The organism is Mycobacterium sp. SMC-14, from assembly GCF_046250075.1.
Classification (GTDB): domain Bacteria; phylum Actinomycetota; class Actinomycetes; order Mycobacteriales; family Mycobacteriaceae; genus Mycobacterium.
Map to the genome: position 1 here is coordinate 3,036,945 of NZ_CP176429.1, position 17,670 is coordinate 3,054,614.

Genomic DNA, 17,670 nt, shown 5'->3' on the forward strand with positions numbered 1-17,670 from the left:
ATGTCGACCTGTCGTTCCGTTCCGTTGTATGTGACCGACGGACGGAGGAACTATGACGATTTTCGAAACCCTTGAATCCGAAGTACGAAGTTATTGCCGGTCCTGGCCGGTGATGTTCGACCGCGCCAGTGGCTCTCGGATGTGGGATGTCAACGGCAAGGAATATCTGGACTTTTTTGCCGGCGCCGGAGCGCTCAATTACGGCCACAATCACCCCGACCTGCGGGCGCCATTACTGGAATACCTGAGCTCGGATCGAGTGGTGCACAGCCTCGATATGAACACCGTCGCCAAGGCTGAGTTCCTGGAGCGCTTCAACGAGGTGATCCTCAAGCCCCGCGAGCTCAACTACAAGGTGCAATTTCCCGGACCCACCGGGACCAACGCGGTGGAGTCGGCGCTGAAGCTGGTCCGCAAGATCACCGGCCGAGAGAGCATCATCAGCTTTACCAACGCTTTTCACGGAATGACGCTGGGCGCGCTGAGCGTGACCGGCAACTCGATGAAGCGCGGCGGTGCCGGGATTCCGCTGGTGCACGCCACCCCGATGCCCTACGACAACTACCTCCACGGCGCTACCCCCGACTTCATCTGGTTCGAGCGACTGCTGCAGGACAGCGGCAGCGGCCTGAACGACCCGGCAGGGGTGATCGTCGAGACCGTGCAGGGTGAGGGCGGAATCAACGTGGCCCGCTTGGAATGGCTGCGCGGCCTGGCCGACCTGTGTAAGCGCCACAACCTGCTGCTGATCGTGGACGACGTCCAGATGGGCTGTGGGCGCACCGGACCGTTCTTCAGCTTCGAGGCGGCCGGCATCGTTCCCGACATCGTCTGTCTGTCCAAGTCGATCAGCGGGTACGGGCTCCCGATGGCATTGACGCTGCTGAAGCCGGAACTGGACGTGTGGGAGCCGGGCGAGCACAACGGCACATTCCGCGGCCAGAACCCGTCGTTCGTGACCGCCGCTGCGGCGCTGAACTTCTGGTCCGACAATCGGTTGGAGAAGTCGGTACTGCGCAAGGGCGAACTGATCGAACAGGCGCTGACCGAAGTGGTGGACCCGATCCCCGGCGTCAGCACCCGGGGCCGCGGCCTGATCCGCGGCGTGGCCTTCGAACGACCGGAGCTGGCTGGAGAAGTATGCCGTGAGGCGTTCGAGCGCGGGCTGCTGCTGGAGACCTCTGGCCCTGAAAGCGAGGTTGTAAAACTGATGCCGCCGTTGGTCATTGACGACGACGACCTGGCCGAAGGCCTGACGATCGCCGCCCAATCGATCGAAGCCGTCGCCGCCCGTCAACTCACCGCAACCACGTCAGGAGCCAGCCGATGATCGTCCGTACCCTCGCCGAGATCAAGGGCACCGACCGCGACGTGCAGTCCAAGACCTGGAACAGCCAGCGGCTGCTGCTGGCCCGCGACGGCCAGAGGTTCTCGATGCACGAGACCTGCCTCTACGCCGGTACCGAGACCTCAATGTGGTACGCCAATCACGTTGAGGCGGTGTACTGCGTCGGCGGCGAAGGTGAGCTGATCAACGACGAGACCGGCGAGGTGCACCCGCTGCACGACGGCACGCTGTACCTGCTTGACGGTCACGAGCACCACCGCGTTGTCGCCCACACCGACCTGCGCATGGTGTGCGTGTTCGACCCGCCGGTCACCGGGCAGGAGGTGCACGACGACACCGGCGCGTACCCCCTGCTCACGGAACAACCACAGGAGACGGCGTCGTGACCCCTCCCCTGACCGAGCAAGGCCTCGTCGACCGCTACCCCACGCGCAACAACGTCACGATCGGTATCGAACCGCGGCACGACCCGGTGGTCTGGGCCGCACAAGCCAACGGCGGCGGCCCGTTAAGCCCGGAACGTGTCGCGCAGTTCGACACCGACGGATTTCTGGCCGTCGACACCGTTTTGGACGCCGACGTCGTGGCGGACCTGCGTAACGAGCTGGACCGCCTGCGCGCCGATGCCGCGCTGGCCGCCGACGAGCGCTCGATCTGCGAGCGCGACAGCGGCCAGATCCGGTCGATCTTCGAGGTGCACCGGATCAGTCCGGCGTTCGCCGCGCTGGTCGCAGACCCGCGCCTGGTGGGACCGGCCCGTCAACTGCTCGGCTCCGATGTCTATGTGCACCAGAGCCGGGTCAACTTCAAACCGGGGTTCAACGGCCGAGAGTTCTACTGGCACTCCGATTTTGAGACCTGGCATGCCGAAGACGGCATGCCCACCCCGCGCGCGGTCAGCGTCTCGGTGGCCCTCACCGAGAACCTGGACAGCAACGGCTCACTGATGATCATGCCCGGGTCGCACCGTTGGTTCGTGTCGTGCCCGGGCCAGACCCCGCCGGATCACTACCGGTCGTCGCTCAAGCAGCAGGAGATCGGCACTCCGGACGATGCGAGCCTGACCTGGTTGGCCGATCAGCACGGGATTCGTCAGATCACCGGCCCGGCCGGGTCCGCGGTGTTCTTCGACAGCAACTGCATGCACGGATCGAGCAGCAACATCACCCCGTATGCACGCTCGAACGTGTTCATCGTCTACAACAGCGTGGACAACGCCCTGGTGGAGCCGTTCGGCGCTGCCGTTCCGCGACCGACATTCATCGCCAGCCGCGTCTTCGACCCGGTGTAGACCCGGCGGGAGAGGAAAGGGGCTGCTGTGGCACGCTTCCTGTCCATCACACTGACCGGACGCGGGGTGTCCTGCCGGGCGCGACTGCTCGACGAGCAGGCACCCCTGACCTGCGCCGTGGTCTGGGAAGCGCTACCCGTCGCAGGCCAGGCCTATCACGGCAAGTACGCCCGCAACGAGGTCTACACGCTGTTGCCACCGCTGGGCTCCCCCGGACGCGAGAACACCACGGTCACACCAATCCCCGGCGATGTCTGCTTCTTCGACTTCGACGCCGGTGACATCGGCAACCCCGCCTACGGCTATGACAAGGACGGGCAGGCGAATTCACCGCTGGGCGCGACCGACCTGGCGATCTTCTACGGCCGCAACAATCTGTTGATCAATGGCGACGTCGGGTGGGTGCCCGGCAATGTCTTCGCCACGATCGAGGACGGCCTGACCGAGATGGCCGCCGCCTGCAACGACTTGTGGATGGCCGGTGCGGTCGGCGAACAGTTGGCCTTCGCCCGGGCCTGACACTTTCCGGCGAGAGTGCGTGTCTGCCCCGCGACACGCCGTTGACGACGGCATTCTGCGCACACTCGTTGGCGGAGCGGGACTGTATCTAGCCCAAGACCCGCTCGGCGAACAAGCCGGCCGCCAGCACCAGATCGTCGCTGTGCCGGGGGCCGATGATCTGCATGCCGATCGGCAGACCGTCCGCCGTGGCACCGATCGGGATGCTCAGCGCCGGCTGTTGAGTCATGTTGAACGGATAGGTGAAAGGCGTCCACTGCGCCCACCATCGCAGATCGGAATCGACCGGCACGTCGTGCCCGGCGGTGAAGGCCGCAATCGGGGTGGTCGGAGTGATCAGTAAGTTGTGCCGTTCATGGAAGCGCCCCATGGCCACACCCAGATCCACACTGACCTGGCGGGCGGCCAGATAGTCGACGCCCGAGACCGCCGTCCCCCGATCCCACATGTCGGCCAGCCCGGGGTCGACGAGCCCGCGGTCGCGTTCCCGACCACGCAGGCTGCCCGCCGCCCCGGTTGCCCACAGCACCTCGAACGCGTCGATCGGATCGGCGAAGCCAGGATCGGCCACTAGAACGTTCAATCCGGCATCGGCCAGCGCCTGAACCGCCTCGGCCACCGCGGAGGCGATCTGCGGGTCGACGTCGACATATCCCAGCGTCGGCGAATACGCCACGTCGAGACCGACCACGTCGCGCCGGACTTCGCCGCGGTAAGTCGTCAATGTCGCCGGCAACGACGTGGGATCACGGAAGTCCGGCAGCGCGATGATGTCCATCAGCATGGCGGCGTCTTCGACGGTCCGGGTGATCGGACCGGCGTGCGCCAGTGGCCCGAAGGGGCTGATCGGATACATCGGCACGCGGCCATGAGTGGGTTTGAAGCCCACCACCCCACAGAAACTCGCGGGAATCCGGATACTGCCGCCGCCGTCGGTGCCGATAGCCAAGGGCGCCATCCCGGCGGCGACCGCGGCGGCGCTGCCGCCCGAGGAGCCGCCCGCGGTGCGCGTGGTGTCGGCGGGGTTGCGGGTGATGCCGGTGCGCGGGCTGTCGGTGACGCCCTTCCAGGCCAGTTCCGGGGTGGTCGTCTTACCAAGCAGCACCATGCCGTCGTTGCGGATCTTGTCCACCGCCGGACTGTCGTCGGGCCACGGCCCCGCCGCGTCGGCGAGCAGTGATCCGCGCAGGGTCGGCCAACCGGCAGTGTGGAAGACGTCTTTGATCGCGATCGGCACCCCGTCGAGCAGGCCCTTGGTGTAGTTGCCACCCCAGCGGACCTCGGACTTGCGGGCCTCCGACAGCGCCGCCTCCTCGTCGACCAGGCAGAAGGCGTTGACCTCGCCGTCGCGTTCGCTGATGGCCGCGAGCGCTGCGGCGGTGGCTTCCACCGGTGACAGCTCGCCGGAGGTGTAGGCGGCGACCAGTTGCAGGGCACTCAGTTCGGTGGGGTGAGTCATGCGACGTGCCTCCTCAACCGGTTTCGCTCGTCGCCGACGCACGGCGCTTGTCGACGACGTTGTGCAGCGGCTGGCCGGACAGGTACCGGCGGAAGTTGGCGATGAACTGTTGCTGCAATGCGTTTCGCCAACCCTTGATGTCACCGCTGTTGTGCGGTGTCAGGCGTACGTAGGGGACTCTCCACAGCGGATGATCGGCCGGGAGCGGCTCTGGGTCGACGACATCGAGGGCCGCTCCGGCAATGACACCGGCCTGCAGCGCCGCCACCAGTGCGTCGGTGTCTACCAGCTCGCCGCGGCCCACGTTGATCAGTCGCGCCGTCGGCCGCATCGCGTGGAGCACGCCGGAATCGACCATGCCCCGGGTCTGCGACGTCAGCGGCGCGGCCAGCACCACATAGTCGGCGTCGGCGACCGCGGCCAACACATCGGTGGTAATCGCGCCGATGTCAGGATCCTCGCGGGCGCTGCGTCCGACGCCGCGTACCGACATTCCGACCGCACGCAGCAACCGGGCGATGGCCCGCCCGACCGGCCCCGGACCGACGATCGTGACCGATGCGCCGGCAATCGGCTCGCTGTCGAAGTGCTCCCACCGTTGGACGCGCTGAGCGTCCCAGGACCGCCGGAAGTCCTTGGCGAAGGCCAGGATCTGGCCGAGCACATACTCGGCAATCGGTTCCTCGAAGATTCCGCGAGAATTGGTGATGACGACATCACTGTCGATCAACTCGTCGAAGAGCACGGCGTCCACCCCGATGGCGGCAACGTGAACCCAGCGCAATGCCTCGGCGGAAGACCACACCGATGCCAGTGCGGGAGAAGAGAAGTCGTACAAGAAGAGCACGTCGGCGCCGACAATGCCGTCGGCCAGCCTCGATGACGGAACCAGGCGTAGCTCCGCGTCTGCGCTGATCGAATCGAGTTGTGCGGGGACCGACTCGCCGTGCTGGACGGTCACCACCGGCCGCGCGTCCACATTGACACCGTAAAAACAGATCGTATGATTGTCAACAATCCAGGGCTGGCCTGGGGGTGGAACGTCGGTATGGGGAAACCCATGGATCTGTCCCAGTTTCCGGAGTTACCTGACTTCGACGGGCCGGTCGATCAGCGCGGTGTCGGCATCATCGCGCCGTTCGATCTGGCGATCGAACGCGAACTGTGGCGCTGGATCCCCGCCGAGGTGACGCTGCACCTGGCACGTACGCACTACGAACCGGTCCCGGTCAGCCGAGCCATGGCCGAATTGGTTTCTGACACCAATCATCTACAGGCGGCGACCCGCGACGTACTGCACGTCGAGCCGGAGGTGGTTGCCTATCTGTGCGCGTCGGGCAGCTTCATCCACGGCGTCGAGTACGAGAAGACGCTGGTCGCTGCCATCGAATCCGCCGGAGCCAAGGCAGCGGTCACCACGTCGGGCGCGCTGGCTGAAGCGATTATCGCGCTGGATATCTCGCGGATCAGCGTCCTGACCCCCTACGACGAGGAGTTGACCGACCTGCTGCGGGTGTTCTTGAACCAGCTCGGGGTGTCCGTGCTGCACTCCGACCATCTGGGACTGGGTGGCGGGATCTGGAAGGTCAACTACCGCACCGTGGCCGAACGGATCCTGGCCGCGGATCGCCCGGAGGCGCAGGCCATCTTCGTCAGCTGTACCAACCTGCGGACCTACGACATCATCGCTCCCCTGGAGCAGATGCTGGGTAAGCCGATCCTCACAGCCAATCAACTGACGATGTGGGCGTGCCTGGGGCGGATGGACCTGCCGATGATGGGACCCGGCCGATGGCTCCGCGATGTCTTCACCGGAGCCCCCCAATGACAGGTACACCGCCGACCGTCGGGTTCATCTATCCCGACCACGCCGCCGAGTCGGACTACCCGCATGCCGCCCGCCTGCTGGGCGTGCACCTGCCCGTCGCACACATCTACGGCACCGACCTGCATGCCGTGCCGGAGCTGATGGATCTCGGCAGTCCAGCCAAACTCGCCCACGGCGCGGCCTTGCTGGCGCCGCAGCGGCCCGCCGCGGTGGTCTGGGCGTGCACATCGGGAAGCTTCGTGTTCGGCCCCTCCGGCGCCGCCGAGCAGGTTGATCGATTGGCAGCGGAAGCCGGCGTGCCCGCCTCGAGTACGTCGTTCGCGTTCGTGCACGCCCTGGCCGCGCTCGGCTGCCGCCACGTTGCGGTCGCCGCCAGCTATCCGCGCGACATCGCCCAGCTTTTTGTGGATTTCGTTGCTGCCCACGGTGTCACCGTCGAAGCTATGGGAGATGCCGGCATCCCCACCGCAGCGGAGGTGGGCCGGCTGACGCCTGGCCAAGTCCGAGAACTGGCACTGCGCAATGACTCCCCCCGGGCCGACGCGCTGCTGATCCCCGACACCGCCATGCACACCGTCGACCAGGTCGACGAACTCGATCAACTGCTCGGCAAGCCGGTACTGACCGCCAATGTGGTGACGGTGTGGGAAGGTTTGCGCATCGCCGGGATAAGCCGGCGGACAACCGGGCTGGGCGCATTGTTCGAGGATGGGCGATGACAATCTCACATGATGCCGGGTTCGAGCCGTTGAGCCGGCCCTCGACAGCGGAGCTGATCGCCGAGCGGCTCCGGGAGGCGATCACCCGCGGCCGGCTGGCACCGGGTCAACAACTCGGCGAAGCGACCCTGGCCGCGCAGTTCGCGGTGTCGCGCGGCCCGCTACGCGAGGCGATGCAGCGGCTGGTGGCCGAAGGGTTGCTGCGCAGCGAACGCAATCGGGGCATTTTCGTCGTCGAACTCACCGATGACGACGTCCGCGACGTGTACCAGGCACGCAAGGCCATCGAACGCGCCGCCGTCATCGAAGTGCTGCACGGTGACCCCCGCACCGCGGCCGCCCGACTGCGTGGCCCGGTAGAGGCCTTGCGCGTGGCCGCGTCCCAGGGCGACGGCGCGGCGGCAGCCGATGCCGACCAGGCGTTCCACGAGGTGCTCGTCGAGTGCGCCGGCAGTCCACGACTGCACCGCGCGATGCGGACCCTGCTTTCAGAAACCCGAATCCTGCTGGGCGAACTCGAAGAGGCCTACCCCGACCTGCGCGATCAGGTCACCGAACATGTCGTGCTGCGCAAGGCGATCGGTGCCGGTGACGAGGCTCTGGCGATCCGGCTGATCGACGAACACATGGACGACGCCGTACGTCGCCTGTTGGCGCGGCGGGCGCAGCTGCTCTTGGCCCCGTCGTAGCTGCTAGCCGATCTGGTCGCCGATCTCTTTGGCCGCCTCGACCAGCACAGCCGCCACCCCTCGGTACTGCGAACTGTTTAGTCGGTGAACGGGCGCTGCGGCATTGAGCGCCAGCAGAACTCCCGGCGCACGCGTGGGAATGGGCACCGCGACCGAGGCGACTCCATCCTCACTTCCCTCCCGGTTCACCGCGTACCCCTGTTGTCGTATCCGACTGAGCTCGCGTTGCAGCTGCGTCCTGGTGCCGACCGAATGTGCCGTCACGCGCGGCAGCGCTTCCTCTGGGTACAGACGGGCGATGTCGGCATCGGACAACCGCGCCAGCAGCGCTTTGCCGGTTGAGGTGCAGTGCGCGGGCATCGTACGCCCGAGCCGTGAGGCAACCCGAACGGCAGCCGGCCCCTCGGCGGCTGCGATGAAGCGAACGCCTGAGCCCTCAAGGATTCCGAGATGGACCGACTCGTTGAGGCGTTCGCTGAGGCGCAGCAAGACCGGCTTTGCCGCACCCTCGACATCGATGCGGTTGAACACCGAGAACGCCACGCTCATCAGCGCGGGCCCGGGGTGATAGGCCTTGGACACCGGATCCTGGCGCACGAAGCCCCGATATTGCAGCATGGCCAACAGACGATGGGCCGTGGAGGACGCGACGTCCAAGTGTTTGGCCGCGTCCGTCAACCGGATCTGCGGCTGCTCCCCCAGCAGCAGGAGAAGCTTCAGCGCCCGGTCCACCGATCCGATCGGATACTGCGGCACGCCCCAGTCCGGAGCCGCGGCGCCGGCGGCCTCGCCGGCAGGCTCCAGAAGTTCATCGCTCTGCATACCAGAGACAGTACTGCGAGTTATTGACCTTTAAACCGGCATCCTGGCAAAGTTTTCTCCACGCCCCAGAGAATTTCTCTGCATACCAGACATTGCGGGCTTTCAAGACTGGAGACGCATCGATGAGTGATCACCGGCATGTCCTCGATGAGGTCAGGCGGGGAATGATCCCAGCGCACATCTACAACGACGCCGAAATCTTCGAGCTGGAGAAAGAGCGACTCTTCCGCCGCGCCTGGATGTTCGTGGCGCACGAGTCGGAGATACCCCAAGGCGGCGACTACGTGGTGCGGCGCCTGCTCAACGACTCCTTCATCATTGCGCGCGACTCCAAGGGCGACGTGCGGGCCATGTTCAACATGTGCCTGCATCGTGGGATGCAGGTATGCCGCGCCGAGATGGGCAACGCCTCCAATTTCCGATGCCCTTACCACGGCTGGTCGTACCGCAATGACGGGCGCATCACCGGCCTGCCCTTCCACCAAGAGGCCTACGGCGGGGAGGCCGGTTTTTCCAAGCGCGGCCAGACCCTATTGCCGGCGCCGGGCCTCGCCAGTTACAACGGGCTGATCTTCATCAGTCTTGACCCGCAAGCTCCCCCGCTCGAAGAGTTTCTCGGCGATTTCAGGTTCTATCTGGACTTCTACACCAAGCAGAGCCGCAGCGGCCTCGAAGTGCGCGGCCCGCAACGGTGGCGCATCAAGGCGAACTGGAAGATCGGCGTCGAGAACTTCGCCGGCGACATGTATCACACCCCCCATACCCACGCCTCTGTCGTCGATATCGGGCTGTTTCGTGAACCGAAGGCGCAGAAGCGCAAAGACGGTGCGACGTACTGGGCGACCTGCGGCGGCGGTACGACCTATAAATTGCCGCCGGGCACCTTTGAGGAACGGATGCGCTATGTCGGCTACCCCGGCGACATGGTGAGGCGAATCAAGGATGTGTGGTCACCCGACCACCAGCGCGTGGTCGCCGACGACGGTTTCATGATCTCGGCGGCATCGGTCTTTCCCAACATGAGCCTGGTGCACAACTGGCCGAAGATTCAAGACAGTGAAGACGTGTTGCCGTTCATATCGATTCGCACCTGGCAGCCGATCAGCGAGAACGAAACCGAGGTGTACTCCTGGTTCGCGGTCGACGCGGCCGCACCCGAGCAGTTCAAGAAGGACTCCTACAAGGCCTATCTGATGTGCTTCGGCTCCACGGGCATGTTCGAACAGGACGACGTGGAGAACTGGGTGTCGCTGACCAATACCGCCGCCGGGTCCATGGCCCGCCAACTGTTGCTCAATGGCCGGATGGGCCTGCTCGCCGACGACACTCCGGTGGTCAATTCCCTGCCGCCTGAGCAATTCCATGGGCCAGGTACCGCTCAAGTCGGCTATAACGAGAACAATCAGCGGGCGATGCTTCGGATGTGGGCCGATCACCTCGAAATGCCTGCGGTGGCGACCACCACCGCAGCGATGGGCACACAGCGCGAAGGAATCACTCCCCTGGTGCAGACCAACGGCACGTCGGCATGCGAGGACGCCTGCGAGGAGGCCCGGGTATGACATCCGCCGAGAAAAGCACGCGAGCGGGGTTTCCACGACCGAGCGATGCCGGCGGCCCCTGGGAGCTGGCAGTTCTGGGTGGTCATGCACCAAAGAAGGTCCGTACCGGTAAGCCCTTACCGTTCAACGACACCCGACACCTGCAGGCACATCAGTTCTTGGTCGATGAGGCTTATCTGCTCGACGCGCAGCAGTACACCGAATGGCTCGACACCCTCACCGAGGACATCCACTACTTCATGCCCGTGCGAGTGACCACCGCCTCCGGCGCTGGGTTCGACACGTCGCCCGGCATGGCTCACTTCGACGAGAACAAGTACTCCCTGAACAGACGCGTCGCGCGCTTTGCCACCGAACACGCCTGGACCGAAGACCCGCCGTCACGGCTGCGCCATCACATCACCAACGTCCGCACCTTTGCCTGCGACGATGACCAGCACCTGATCGTCGAGTCGGCCGAACTGCTCTTCCGCAGCCGCGGCGACGTCAACGAGGCTGCGTTGGTCTCCTGCGGCCGCGAAGATCTGTTGCGTCTGACCGATCACGGATGGAAGTTGGCGCGCCGCACCATCTATGTCGATGAGTCGGTCATTCGCATGCAGAACCTGGCGGTCTTCCTGTGAGCGCACTCGACGACCTGATGGCCAATGCGGTGGGTGACGCCATAACCATCGCCAACGAGTTCACCGAAGTCACGCTGCGCCGGGTCGATACCCGCAACGGTTCGCGGCTGCTGATCGCTTCACCGAAGTCGGGACAGTGGATCAGTCTCGATGCCCTAGAACTTGAAGCATTGACCTGGCAGAACACCTACACATTGGCCGCGATGGTCGGCAAGATGCATCAACCGCTCCTCGCAGACGACAGTGACCTGCCATGACCCGATGGTTGGACGGTAAGCGTGCGCTGGTCGTCGGCGCCGGCTCCGGCATCGGCCGAGCAGTCGTTGACGCATATCTCGACCAGGGAGCCCAGGTCGCGGTACTGGAACGCGATCGGTCGAAGTGCGATGCCTTGGCACGTCAACTGCCCGAAGTGCCGGTGACACAGGGCGATGCGACCACTGCCGAGGCAAACGAACGCGCTGTCGCAGCAGCAGTCGCGGCATTCGGCGGCCTGGACACGCTGGTCACCTGTGTCGGGATCTTCGACTTCTACAAGGGAATCACCGACATCGCGGCCGAAGAGCTGGCGCCGGCCTTCGACGAGATGTTCACCACGAACGTGCTGAGTTATCTGCAGTCGGTGAAGGCCGCCATCCCGGCGCTTCAAGCCCAGGAGCGGTCGTCGATCGTCCTCACTGAGTCTGCGTCGTCGTTCTATCCCGGTCGCGGCGGCGTACTCTACGTCGCGTCGAAGTTCGCCGTGCGCGGCCTCGTCACCACTCTCGCCTACGAACTCGCCCCGAACATCCGGGTCAACGGCGTTGCACCGGGTGGCACGTTGAACACCGATCTGCGCGGTTTGCAGAACTTGTCGCTCGACCAGGTCCGCCTTGACGACACCCCCAACCGAGCACGCGATCTCGCCGCACGCACCCCGCTCAATGTTGCACTCACTCCACAGGACCACGCTTGGAGCTATGTCTTCCTGGCATCGGACCGGTCCCGCGGCATCACCGCAGGGAGCACACATCCCGACGGTGGATTCGGAATGACTACCGGGGGTACCGCGTGACCGCCGACGATCTGGCGCCGCTGCGCCTGGAGGTTGCGCAGGCATGCCGAGTCGCTGCCGCCCGGGGCCTAGTGGACGGCATTCTCGGACACATCAGTGCTCGGGTCGACGAGGAACACCTACTCGTGCGGTGCCGCAGCGACTCTGACGACGGCGTCGCATTCACTGGTCCCGACGACATTCGGCTCATCCGCTTTGACGGGTCGCCGGGCATGCCAGGCGAATTGGACGGGTATCGGGTACCCAACGAGCTGCCGATTCACGTCGAAACCCTGCTGGCCCATCCCGAACATCGGGCAGTGGCCCACCTGCATCCGGCGGCCGTCGTGGCCGCCGACCTTGCGGGCATCACGATGGAACCCATCTACGGGGCCTTCGACATCCCTGGCGCATGGCTCGCGCGCCAGGGTGTCCCGGTGTACCCGAGGGCCGTGCTGATCCGCACCGCAGAACTCGGCAAGGAGATGGTCGCCGCCATGGCGGGCAAGCCGGTGGTGATCTGCCGCGGCCACGGCATCACCAGTGCCGCCGCCACCGCTGCCCAGGCTGTCCTGCAGGCGATCAGCCTGGACCAATTGGCTTCGATGTCACTGCGGGTCCGCTCCGCGGGCGGCACATTGAGGCCGATCGACGAATCGGATTGGGCGGATCTGCCCGACCTTGGTCCCTCATTCACCGCGGATGCCGCGTGGCGCCACGAACTGGGCCGGCTGGAGCGGTGATGACGGGCCAGGCGGAGATCAGCGCCGAGATCGCGGCGATCCAGGTCGAGTACTCGCGCGCGGGCATCGAAGAGAGCCAGCCGACGCTGGACTATCCGCCGTACCGCAGCAGCGTGCTGCGCCATCCCAAACGTGGGCTCCACCTCACGGATCCAGAGGGCATCGAGCTACAGGCGCCCTGCTTCGCTGACGGCGACCTCGGCCCGAGCGACGCCGATCTGACCGCGCAGCACACCGGCTCGCCCATCGGTGAGCGGATGGTGGTGACCGGGCGAGTCCTCGACGGTGACGGCAGGCCCGTGCGCCGGCAACTCGTCGAGATCTGGCAGGCCAACGCCAGCGGGCGCTACATCCACCAGGGCGATCAGCACCCCGCACCGTTGGACCCCAACTTCACCGGAGCAGGGCGTTGCCTCACCGACGACGACGGGCGTTACCGGTTCACCACGATCAAGCCCGGCCCGTACCCCTGGCGCAACCACCACAACGCGTGGCGTCCCGCGCATATCCACTTCTCCCTGTTCGGCAGTGATTTCACGCAGCGGATGATCACCCAGATGTATTTCCCCGCAGACCCGCTGTGCGCGTTGGACCCGATCTACCAGTCGATCACCGACCGGAAGGCCCGTGATCGGCTCGTCGCGCTCTACGACCACGACATCACCAGCCACGAATGGGCTACCGGCTACCGGTGGGACATCGTGCTCACCGGTTCAGCCGCAACGCCTTTCGAGGATCACGATGAATAAGCTGCCTGCCACGCCCGGGCAGACCATCGGCCCGTTCTTCGGCTACGCGTTGCCGTTCGACCGCAGCAACGAACTCGTTCCCCCCGGCTCAGTCGGTGCCATCGGCCTGCACGGCACCGTCACCGACGGCGCCGGGGCGCCTGTTCCCGATGCGCTGTTGGAGATCTGGCAAGCCGATTCGGACGGCGCCGTGCCATCCTCGAGTTCACTTCGCCGCGACGGCGACACCTTCACCGGGTGGGGGCGCGCCGCAACAGACGTCGATGGCCATTACTGCTTCACGACGGTGAAACCCGGAGCCTCCCAGCAGTCGACACCATTCATCACCCTCGCCGTGTTTGCACGGGGCCTGCTGAACCGATTGTTCACCCGCGCCTATCTGCCGGGCGATCAACTCGACGCAGACCGACTGTTGAGTTCCGTTCCTGCTGACCGGCGCCATACGCTCATCGCGGCAGCCGACGAGCAGGGCTTTCGCTTCGACATCAGACTGCAGGGCGCCGACGAGACGATTTTCCTGCGCTACCGGGGGCAACCATGACCGATTTGTTGTGGCCCGGCGACCACCGAGCCGGACAGATCTTCAGCGACGTCGCGTACCTGGATGCGCTGGTGCGGGTCGAAAGCGCCTGGCTCGGTGTGCTTGTCGACTCCGGTATCGCACCGGCGACGGCGCGGTCCAACCTGTCTGCGGCGATCACCGCAGCCGACGTGGAACCGGTGGCCGTAGCTGCCGAGACGACCGGAAACCCGGTGCCCGGTCTGCTCGCATTACTCCGGGATCGCACCGGCGGCGAGCCGGCCCGCTGGCTGCACCGCGGCCTGACCAGCCAAGACGTTGTCGACACGGCACTGATGCTCTGCATACGCGACACGCTGGACCGCGTTCGCAGCGAACTCAGCAGACAGGTACACACCGGGGCCGCGCTGGCCGAAACCTACCGTGACAGCTCCATGCTGGGCCGCACGTTGACCCAGCCCGCCTTGCCGACAACTCTCGGCATGAAGTTTGCCCACTGGCTGACCGGGCTTCTGGATGGCGCCGACTGTGTCACTGCACTGCCGGAGCTTTCGGTGCAGGCCGGCGGCGCCGCGGGAACCATGGCCGCTGCCACCGAGCTGACCGGCTCACCCACCGATGCCCTTGCCCTGTCCGGGCGCCTGGCCAGTGCACTTGGTCTTGCCGACAGTCCACCGTGGCACACGACTCGATCAGTCATTACTCGCGTGGCTGACGCGTTGGTGACATGTTGCGACGCCTGGGCCCACATCGCCAATGACGTTGCCGCAAGCAATAGGTCCGAGGTCGGCGAACTGGCCGAGGGCAGCGGCGGCGGTTCGTCGACGATGCCGCACAAGAACAATCCGGTGTTGTCCTTACTGATCCGCCGTACCGGATTGCTGGCACCGTCGCTGGCCGCTGGCTTGCACGCCGCGTCGGCCGCCGGCGTCGATGAGCGCTCCGACGGCGGCTGGCACGCCGAATGGGCCGCCCTGCGAACCTTGTCCCGCAATGCCGTAACCGCCGCTTCGCAGACCACAGACCTGCTCGCCGGCCTGGTCATCGACACCGATCGCGCCGCGGCCAACCTTGCTGCCGCCGGTGACCTGCTCGGCGAACAGCGGGCGATGACCGAACTGACCGGACACACCGCCCGTCGCGACTACACCGGGGCGACGAGCCATCTCATCGATTCCGTGCTGCAGCGCGCACACCACTGGATGGAGGCCACATGAGCGTGCCGCGGCTGGTCGGCACCGACTTCGGCGGACCGCCGAACGCGGACCTGCTCCTGCTCGGGCCATCGCTCGGGACATCGGCAACCGCCCTGTGGGGCTTAGCCGCTGAACAACTCGCCGAGCGCCTGCGCGTTGTCGCGTGGGACCTTCCCGGCCACGGTCGTAGTCCGGCAGCTGCCCCCTTCCGGATGCCGGACCTGGCGGCAGGCGTGCTGGCCTTGGCGGACGAGATCGCGCCGGGCGCGGCGTTCCATTACGCCGGCAATTCGATCGGTGGTGCGGTCGGTCTGCAGCTGCTGCTCGATGGCCCCGAGCGGTTGTCGAGCGCCACACTGCTATGCACTGGCGCCACCATCGGTCGGGCCGAGGATTGGGCGACGCGTGCCGTCACCGTGCGCACATCGGGCACCGGCGCGGTCGTCGAGGCCTGCCTGCAACGCTGGTTCGCACCCGGTTTCATCGATCGGGCGCCGGGTCTGGTCGCGGCGCTGGTGGATGCACTGCGCGGCACCGACGACGAATCGTACGCCCAGGCATGTGAGGCACTGGCCGACTTCGATGTCACCGCACGACTCGGTCAGATCGCCGCACCGGTGTTGGCCATTGCCGGTTCCCGTGATGACGCCACTCCCCCAGAGTCGTTGGGGCGTATCGCTTCCGGTGTCCAACACGGCCGCCTGGTGGTGCTCGACGACGTTGGCCACCTTGCGCCCGTCGAGGCCCCCAAGGCGACGGTCAACCTCATTCTCGCCCATCTGATGGTGGGGGATCCGGTCTACACCGCGGGTATGTCGGTGCGCCGACAGGTCCTGGGCGACGAACACGTCGACCGCACGATCGCACGCACCACCGAGTTCACCGCCGACTTTCAAGACCTGATCACTCGTTACGCGTGGGGCAACATCTGGACCCGAGACGGCCTCGACCGACGCAGTCGCTCGATCGTCACCCTGACCGCCCTGGTGGCCCGGGGCCACCATGAGGAACTTGCCATGCATCTGCGCGCGGCGCGCCGCAACGGCCTGTCCAACGACGAGATCAAAGAGGTGCTGTTGCAGAGCGCCATCTATTGCGGTGTACCCGATGCCAATACCGCGTTCCGCATTGCCGCGCAGGTGCTGGGCGACCACGACAGCTCAGCGGGCGACCGGTGAGCCGTGCCGTGTTCTATGACAGCGCCGCCGAAGCGGTATCCGGAGTCGCGGACGGCGCAACGGTTTTGGTCGGCGGATTCGGTTTGGCCGGCCTGCCCACCGTGCTGATAGACGCCATGATCGCCCAGGGAGCTCGCGACCTGACCATCGTCAGCAACAACGCGGGCACTGCCGATACCGGGCTGGCAGCACTGTTGGCCGCCGGGCGGGTCCGCAAGCTGATCTGTTCGTTTCCCCGCCAGTCCGATTCCTACGTGTTCGACGGCCTGTATCGCGCCGGCAAGATCGAGCTGGAGCTGGTACCGCAGGGTAACCTCGCCGAACGCATTCGCGCCGCCGGTGCAGGCATCGGGGCGTTCTACTGCCCCACTGGCGTTGGCACGCTGCTCACCGAGGGCAAAGAGATTCGGACCATCAACGGCCGGGACTACGCGCTGGAGTATCCGATTCACGGGGATGTCGCGCTGATCCGCGCCCATATCGGGGACCGGATGGGAAACCTGGTGTATCGCAAGACCGCCCGCAACTTCGGCCCGGTGATGGCCTCCGCCGCCACCCTGACGATCGCCGAGGTGTCCCGTGTCGTCGACACCGGACAGCTGGACGCCGAAGCGATCGTCACGCCGGGAATCTACGTCGATCGGATCCTGGAGACGAGCTTGTGACGTCGGCCTCTGCGCACACGATCGAGCACGTCGATCGCGGCCCGCTGACCCGCGACGAACGTGCCGCCGTGATCGCCCGTGACATCCCTGCGGGTTCATACGTGAATCTCGGCATCGGACAGCCCACGCTGGTCGCGGATCACCTGTCGCCCGACGACGCGGTGATACTGCACACCGAGAACGGCATGCTCGGCATGGGCCCCGCAGCCCACGGCGAGAACATCGATCCCGACCTCACCAATGCCGGCAAGATTCCGGTCACCGAGATGCCCGGGGCCTCCTACTTCCACCACGCCGACTCCTTCGCGATGATGCGCGGCGGGCACCTCGATGTGTGCGTGCTGGGAGCACTACAGGTCAGTCAGTGCGGCGACCTGGCCAACTGGCACACCGGGGAACCGGGTGCAATTCCGGCCGTCGGTGGCGCCATGGACTTGGCGATCGGCGCCAAGGCCGTGTTCGTGATGATGGACCTGTTCACCAGGGACGGTGCCGCCAAACTGGTTCCGTCGTGCACCTACCCGCTGACCGGTCTGCGGTGCGTCAGCAGGGTCTATACCGAGTACGCCATCATCGACATCGACACGACTACCGGAACGATTCGGGCCCGTGAGACCTTCGGGATCACCGCCGCCGCCCTGGCGGAGAGATTGCCCGTCCGCTTCGGCCAGCCCAGCGCGCAGCCACGATGATGCGGCCCAAAGCCATGGGGCCGCATCACCATAG

General features: G+C 65.8%; 21 protein-coding genes. 18 read left to right on the plus strand and 3 right to left on the minus strand.

Going from position 1 to position 17,670, the window contains the following annotated elements:
• Positions 1–52: 52 nt before the first annotated feature.
• From ectB to ACKY0W_RS14340, 4 genes are read left to right on the plus strand one after another with little or no spacing between them, the layout of a single operon-like run.
• Positions 53–1,330: a diaminobutyrate--2-oxoglutarate transaminase gene (gene ectB, locus ACKY0W_RS14325; RefSeq protein WP_409434605.1), complete on the plus strand. Its 1,278-nt coding sequence runs from the start codon at positions 53–55 to the stop codon at positions 1,328–1,330.
• On the plus strand, positions 1,327–1,734 hold the full coding sequence (locus ACKY0W_RS14330; RefSeq protein WP_406757401.1) for an ectoine synthase: 408 nt from the start codon (positions 1,327–1,329) through the stop codon (positions 1,732–1,734). The genes ectB and ACKY0W_RS14330 overlap by 4 nt, the downstream gene beginning before the upstream one ends.
• Positions 1,731–2,639: an ectoine hydroxylase gene (gene thpD / locus ACKY0W_RS14335; protein WP_409434606.1), complete on the plus strand. Its 909-nt coding sequence runs from the start codon at positions 1,731–1,733 to the stop codon at positions 2,637–2,639. Before ACKY0W_RS14330 ends, thpD begins: the two co-directional genes overlap by 4 nt.
• Before the next feature lie 27 nt (positions 2,640–2,666).
• Positions 2,667–3,158, plus strand: coding sequence for a DUF3830 family protein (locus ACKY0W_RS14340; protein WP_409434607.1), 492 nt, complete (start codon positions 2,667–2,669; stop codon positions 3,156–3,158).
• 88 nt (positions 3,159–3,246) lie between these two features.
• Here the strand turns inward: ACKY0W_RS14340 and ACKY0W_RS14345 are convergent, their stop codons facing one another.
• Positions 3,247–4,617, minus strand: a complete 1,371-nt coding sequence (locus tag ACKY0W_RS14345; RefSeq protein ID WP_409434608.1) for an amidase — start codon at positions 4,615–4,617, stop codon at positions 3,247–3,249.
• 13 nt (positions 4,618–4,630) lie between these two features.
• Positions 4,631–5,596 (minus strand): D-2-hydroxyacid dehydrogenase, encoded by a 966-nt coding sequence (locus ACKY0W_RS14350; RefSeq protein ID WP_409434609.1) that lies wholly within the window; start codon positions 5,594–5,596, stop codon positions 4,631–4,633.
• 81 nt (positions 5,597–5,677) lie between these two features.
• Here ACKY0W_RS14350 and ACKY0W_RS14355 point away from each other — a divergent pair, with 81 nt between their 5' ends.
• Genes ACKY0W_RS14355 through ACKY0W_RS14365 form a run of 3 tightly spaced genes read left to right on the plus strand, consistent with a single transcriptional unit; the run spans position 5,678 to position 7,853 of the window.
• Positions 5,678–6,445: an Asp/Glu/hydantoin racemase gene (locus ACKY0W_RS14355; protein ID WP_409434610.1), complete on the plus strand. Its 768-nt coding sequence runs from the start codon at positions 5,678–5,680 to the stop codon at positions 6,443–6,445.
• Positions 6,442–7,164 carry a maleate cis-trans isomerase gene (locus ACKY0W_RS14360; protein WP_409434611.1) on the plus strand — a complete coding sequence of 241 codons (723 nt, stop codon included), beginning with the start codon at positions 6,442–6,444 and terminating at the stop codon, positions 7,162–7,164. The genes ACKY0W_RS14355 and ACKY0W_RS14360 overlap by 4 nt, the downstream gene beginning before the upstream one ends.
• Positions 7,161–7,853 carry a GntR family transcriptional regulator gene (locus ACKY0W_RS14365; RefSeq protein WP_409434612.1) on the plus strand — a complete coding sequence of 231 codons (693 nt, stop codon included), beginning with the start codon at positions 7,161–7,163 and terminating at the stop codon, positions 7,851–7,853. The genes ACKY0W_RS14360 and ACKY0W_RS14365 overlap by 4 nt, the downstream gene beginning before the upstream one ends.
• Before the next feature lie 3 nt (positions 7,854–7,856).
• Here the strand turns inward: ACKY0W_RS14365 and ACKY0W_RS14370 are convergent, their stop codons facing one another.
• Positions 7,857–8,675 (minus strand): IclR family transcriptional regulator, encoded by an 819-nt coding sequence (locus tag ACKY0W_RS14370; RefSeq protein ID WP_409434613.1) that lies wholly within the window; start codon positions 8,673–8,675, stop codon positions 7,857–7,859.
• 122 nt (positions 8,676–8,797) lie between these two features.
• Between ACKY0W_RS14370 and ACKY0W_RS14375 the strand changes: the two genes are divergently transcribed.
• The 11 genes from ACKY0W_RS14375 to ACKY0W_RS14425 are packed head-to-tail and all read left to right on the plus strand — an operon-like array spanning position 8,798 to position 17,636.
• Positions 8,798–10,237 carry a Rieske 2Fe-2S domain-containing protein gene (locus ACKY0W_RS14375; protein WP_409437789.1) on the plus strand — a complete coding sequence of 480 codons (1,440 nt, stop codon included), beginning with the start codon at positions 8,798–8,800 and terminating at the stop codon, positions 10,235–10,237.
• A complete protein-coding gene (locus ACKY0W_RS14380) occupies positions 10,234–10,860 on the plus strand; it encodes a 3-phenylpropionate/cinnamic acid dioxygenase subunit beta (RefSeq protein WP_409434614.1) in 627 nt (208 codons plus the stop codon). The genes ACKY0W_RS14375 and ACKY0W_RS14380 overlap by 4 nt, the downstream gene beginning before the upstream one ends.
• Before the next feature lie 17 nt (positions 10,861–10,877).
• Positions 10,878–11,117 carry a dihydrodiol dehydrogenase gene (locus ACKY0W_RS14385; protein WP_406782208.1) on the plus strand — a complete coding sequence of 80 codons (240 nt, stop codon included), beginning with the start codon at positions 10,878–10,880 and terminating at the stop codon, positions 11,115–11,117.
• On the plus strand, positions 11,114–11,914 hold the full coding sequence (gene hcaB, locus ACKY0W_RS14390; protein ID WP_409434615.1) for a 3-(cis-5,6-dihydroxycyclohexa-1,3-dien-1-yl)propanoate dehydrogenase: 801 nt from the start codon (positions 11,114–11,116) through the stop codon (positions 11,912–11,914). Before ACKY0W_RS14385 ends, hcaB begins: the two co-directional genes overlap by 4 nt.
• Entirely contained in the window at positions 11,911–12,636 is a 726-nt protein-coding gene (locus ACKY0W_RS14395; RefSeq protein WP_409434616.1) for a class II aldolase/adducin family protein, read from the plus strand. The genes hcaB and ACKY0W_RS14395 overlap by 4 nt, the downstream gene beginning before the upstream one ends.
• The gene (gene pcaH / locus ACKY0W_RS14400; protein WP_409434617.1) at positions 12,636–13,385 is read left to right on the plus strand and encodes a protocatechuate 3,4-dioxygenase subunit beta; all 750 of its coding nucleotides are present in this window, start codon (positions 12,636–12,638) and stop codon (positions 13,383–13,385) included. Before ACKY0W_RS14395 ends, pcaH begins: the two co-directional genes overlap by 1 nt.
• The gene (gene pcaG, locus ACKY0W_RS14405) at positions 13,378–13,926 is read left to right on the plus strand and encodes a protocatechuate 3,4-dioxygenase subunit alpha (protein ID WP_409434618.1); all 549 of its coding nucleotides are present in this window, start codon (positions 13,378–13,380) and stop codon (positions 13,924–13,926) included. Before pcaH ends, pcaG begins: the two co-directional genes overlap by 8 nt.
• The gene (locus ACKY0W_RS14410) at positions 13,923–15,122 is read left to right on the plus strand and encodes a lyase family protein (protein ID WP_409434619.1); all 1,200 of its coding nucleotides are present in this window, start codon (positions 13,923–13,925) and stop codon (positions 15,120–15,122) included. Before pcaG ends, ACKY0W_RS14410 begins: the two co-directional genes overlap by 4 nt.
• Positions 15,119–16,279: a 4-carboxymuconolactone decarboxylase gene (pcaC, locus tag ACKY0W_RS14415; RefSeq protein WP_409434620.1), complete on the plus strand. Its 1,161-nt coding sequence runs from the start codon at positions 15,119–15,121 to the stop codon at positions 16,277–16,279. The genes ACKY0W_RS14410 and pcaC overlap by 4 nt, the downstream gene beginning before the upstream one ends.
• On the plus strand, positions 16,276–16,944 hold the full coding sequence (locus ACKY0W_RS14420) for a 3-oxoacid CoA-transferase subunit A (protein WP_409434621.1): 669 nt from the start codon (positions 16,276–16,278) through the stop codon (positions 16,942–16,944). Before pcaC ends, ACKY0W_RS14420 begins: the two co-directional genes overlap by 4 nt.
• Complete coding sequence (locus ACKY0W_RS14425; protein ID WP_409434622.1) at positions 16,941–17,636, plus strand: 3-oxoacid CoA-transferase subunit B; 696 nt, start codon at positions 16,941–16,943, stop codon at positions 17,634–17,636. The genes ACKY0W_RS14420 and ACKY0W_RS14425 overlap by 4 nt, the downstream gene beginning before the upstream one ends.
• Positions 17,637–17,670 lie beyond the last annotated feature (34 nt).

What these genes read in the sequence shown, in the direction of transcription:
- ectB (WP_409434605.1), top strand. Translation starts at nt 53, where the DNA reads ATGACGATTTTCGAAACCCTTGAATCCGAAGTACGAAGTTATTGCCGG.
- ACKY0W_RS14330 (WP_406757401.1), top strand. Translation starts at nt 1,327, where the DNA reads ATGATCGTCCGTACCCTCGCCGAGATCAAGGGCACCGACCGCGACGTG.
- ACKY0W_RS14345 (WP_409434608.1), bottom strand. Translation starts at nt 4,617, where the DNA reads ATGACTCACCCCACCGAACTGAGTGCCCTGCAACTGGTCGCCGCCTAC.
- ACKY0W_RS14355 (WP_409434610.1), top strand. Translation starts at nt 5,678, where the DNA reads ATGGATCTGTCCCAGTTTCCGGAGTTACCTGACTTCGACGGGCCGGTC.
- ACKY0W_RS14360 (WP_409434611.1), top strand. Translation starts at nt 6,442, where the DNA reads ATGACAGGTACACCGCCGACCGTCGGGTTCATCTATCCCGACCACGCC.
- ACKY0W_RS14365 (WP_409434612.1), top strand. Translation starts at nt 7,161, where the DNA reads ATGACAATCTCACATGATGCCGGGTTCGAGCCGTTGAGCCGGCCCTCG.
- ACKY0W_RS14370 (WP_409434613.1), bottom strand. Translation starts at nt 8,675, where the DNA reads ATGCAGAGCGATGAACTTCTGGAGCCTGCCGGCGAGGCCGCCGGCGCC.
- ACKY0W_RS14375 (WP_409437789.1), top strand. Translation starts at nt 8,798, where the DNA reads ATGAGTGATCACCGGCATGTCCTCGATGAGGTCAGGCGGGGAATGATC.
- ACKY0W_RS14380 (WP_409434614.1), top strand. Translation starts at nt 10,234, where the DNA reads ATGACATCCGCCGAGAAAAGCACGCGAGCGGGGTTTCCACGACCGAGC.
- ACKY0W_RS14385 (WP_406782208.1), top strand. Translation starts at nt 10,878, where the DNA reads ATGGCCAATGCGGTGGGTGACGCCATAACCATCGCCAACGAGTTCACC.
- hcaB (WP_409434615.1), top strand. Translation starts at nt 11,114, where the DNA reads ATGACCCGATGGTTGGACGGTAAGCGTGCGCTGGTCGTCGGCGCCGGC.
- pcaH (WP_409434617.1), top strand. Translation starts at nt 12,636, where the DNA reads ATGACGGGCCAGGCGGAGATCAGCGCCGAGATCGCGGCGATCCAGGTC.
- pcaG (WP_409434618.1), top strand. Translation starts at nt 13,378, where the DNA reads ATGAATAAGCTGCCTGCCACGCCCGGGCAGACCATCGGCCCGTTCTTC.
- ACKY0W_RS14410 (WP_409434619.1), top strand. Translation starts at nt 13,923, where the DNA reads ATGACCGATTTGTTGTGGCCCGGCGACCACCGAGCCGGACAGATCTTC.
- pcaC (WP_409434620.1), top strand. Translation starts at nt 15,119, where the DNA reads ATGAGCGTGCCGCGGCTGGTCGGCACCGACTTCGGCGGACCGCCGAAC.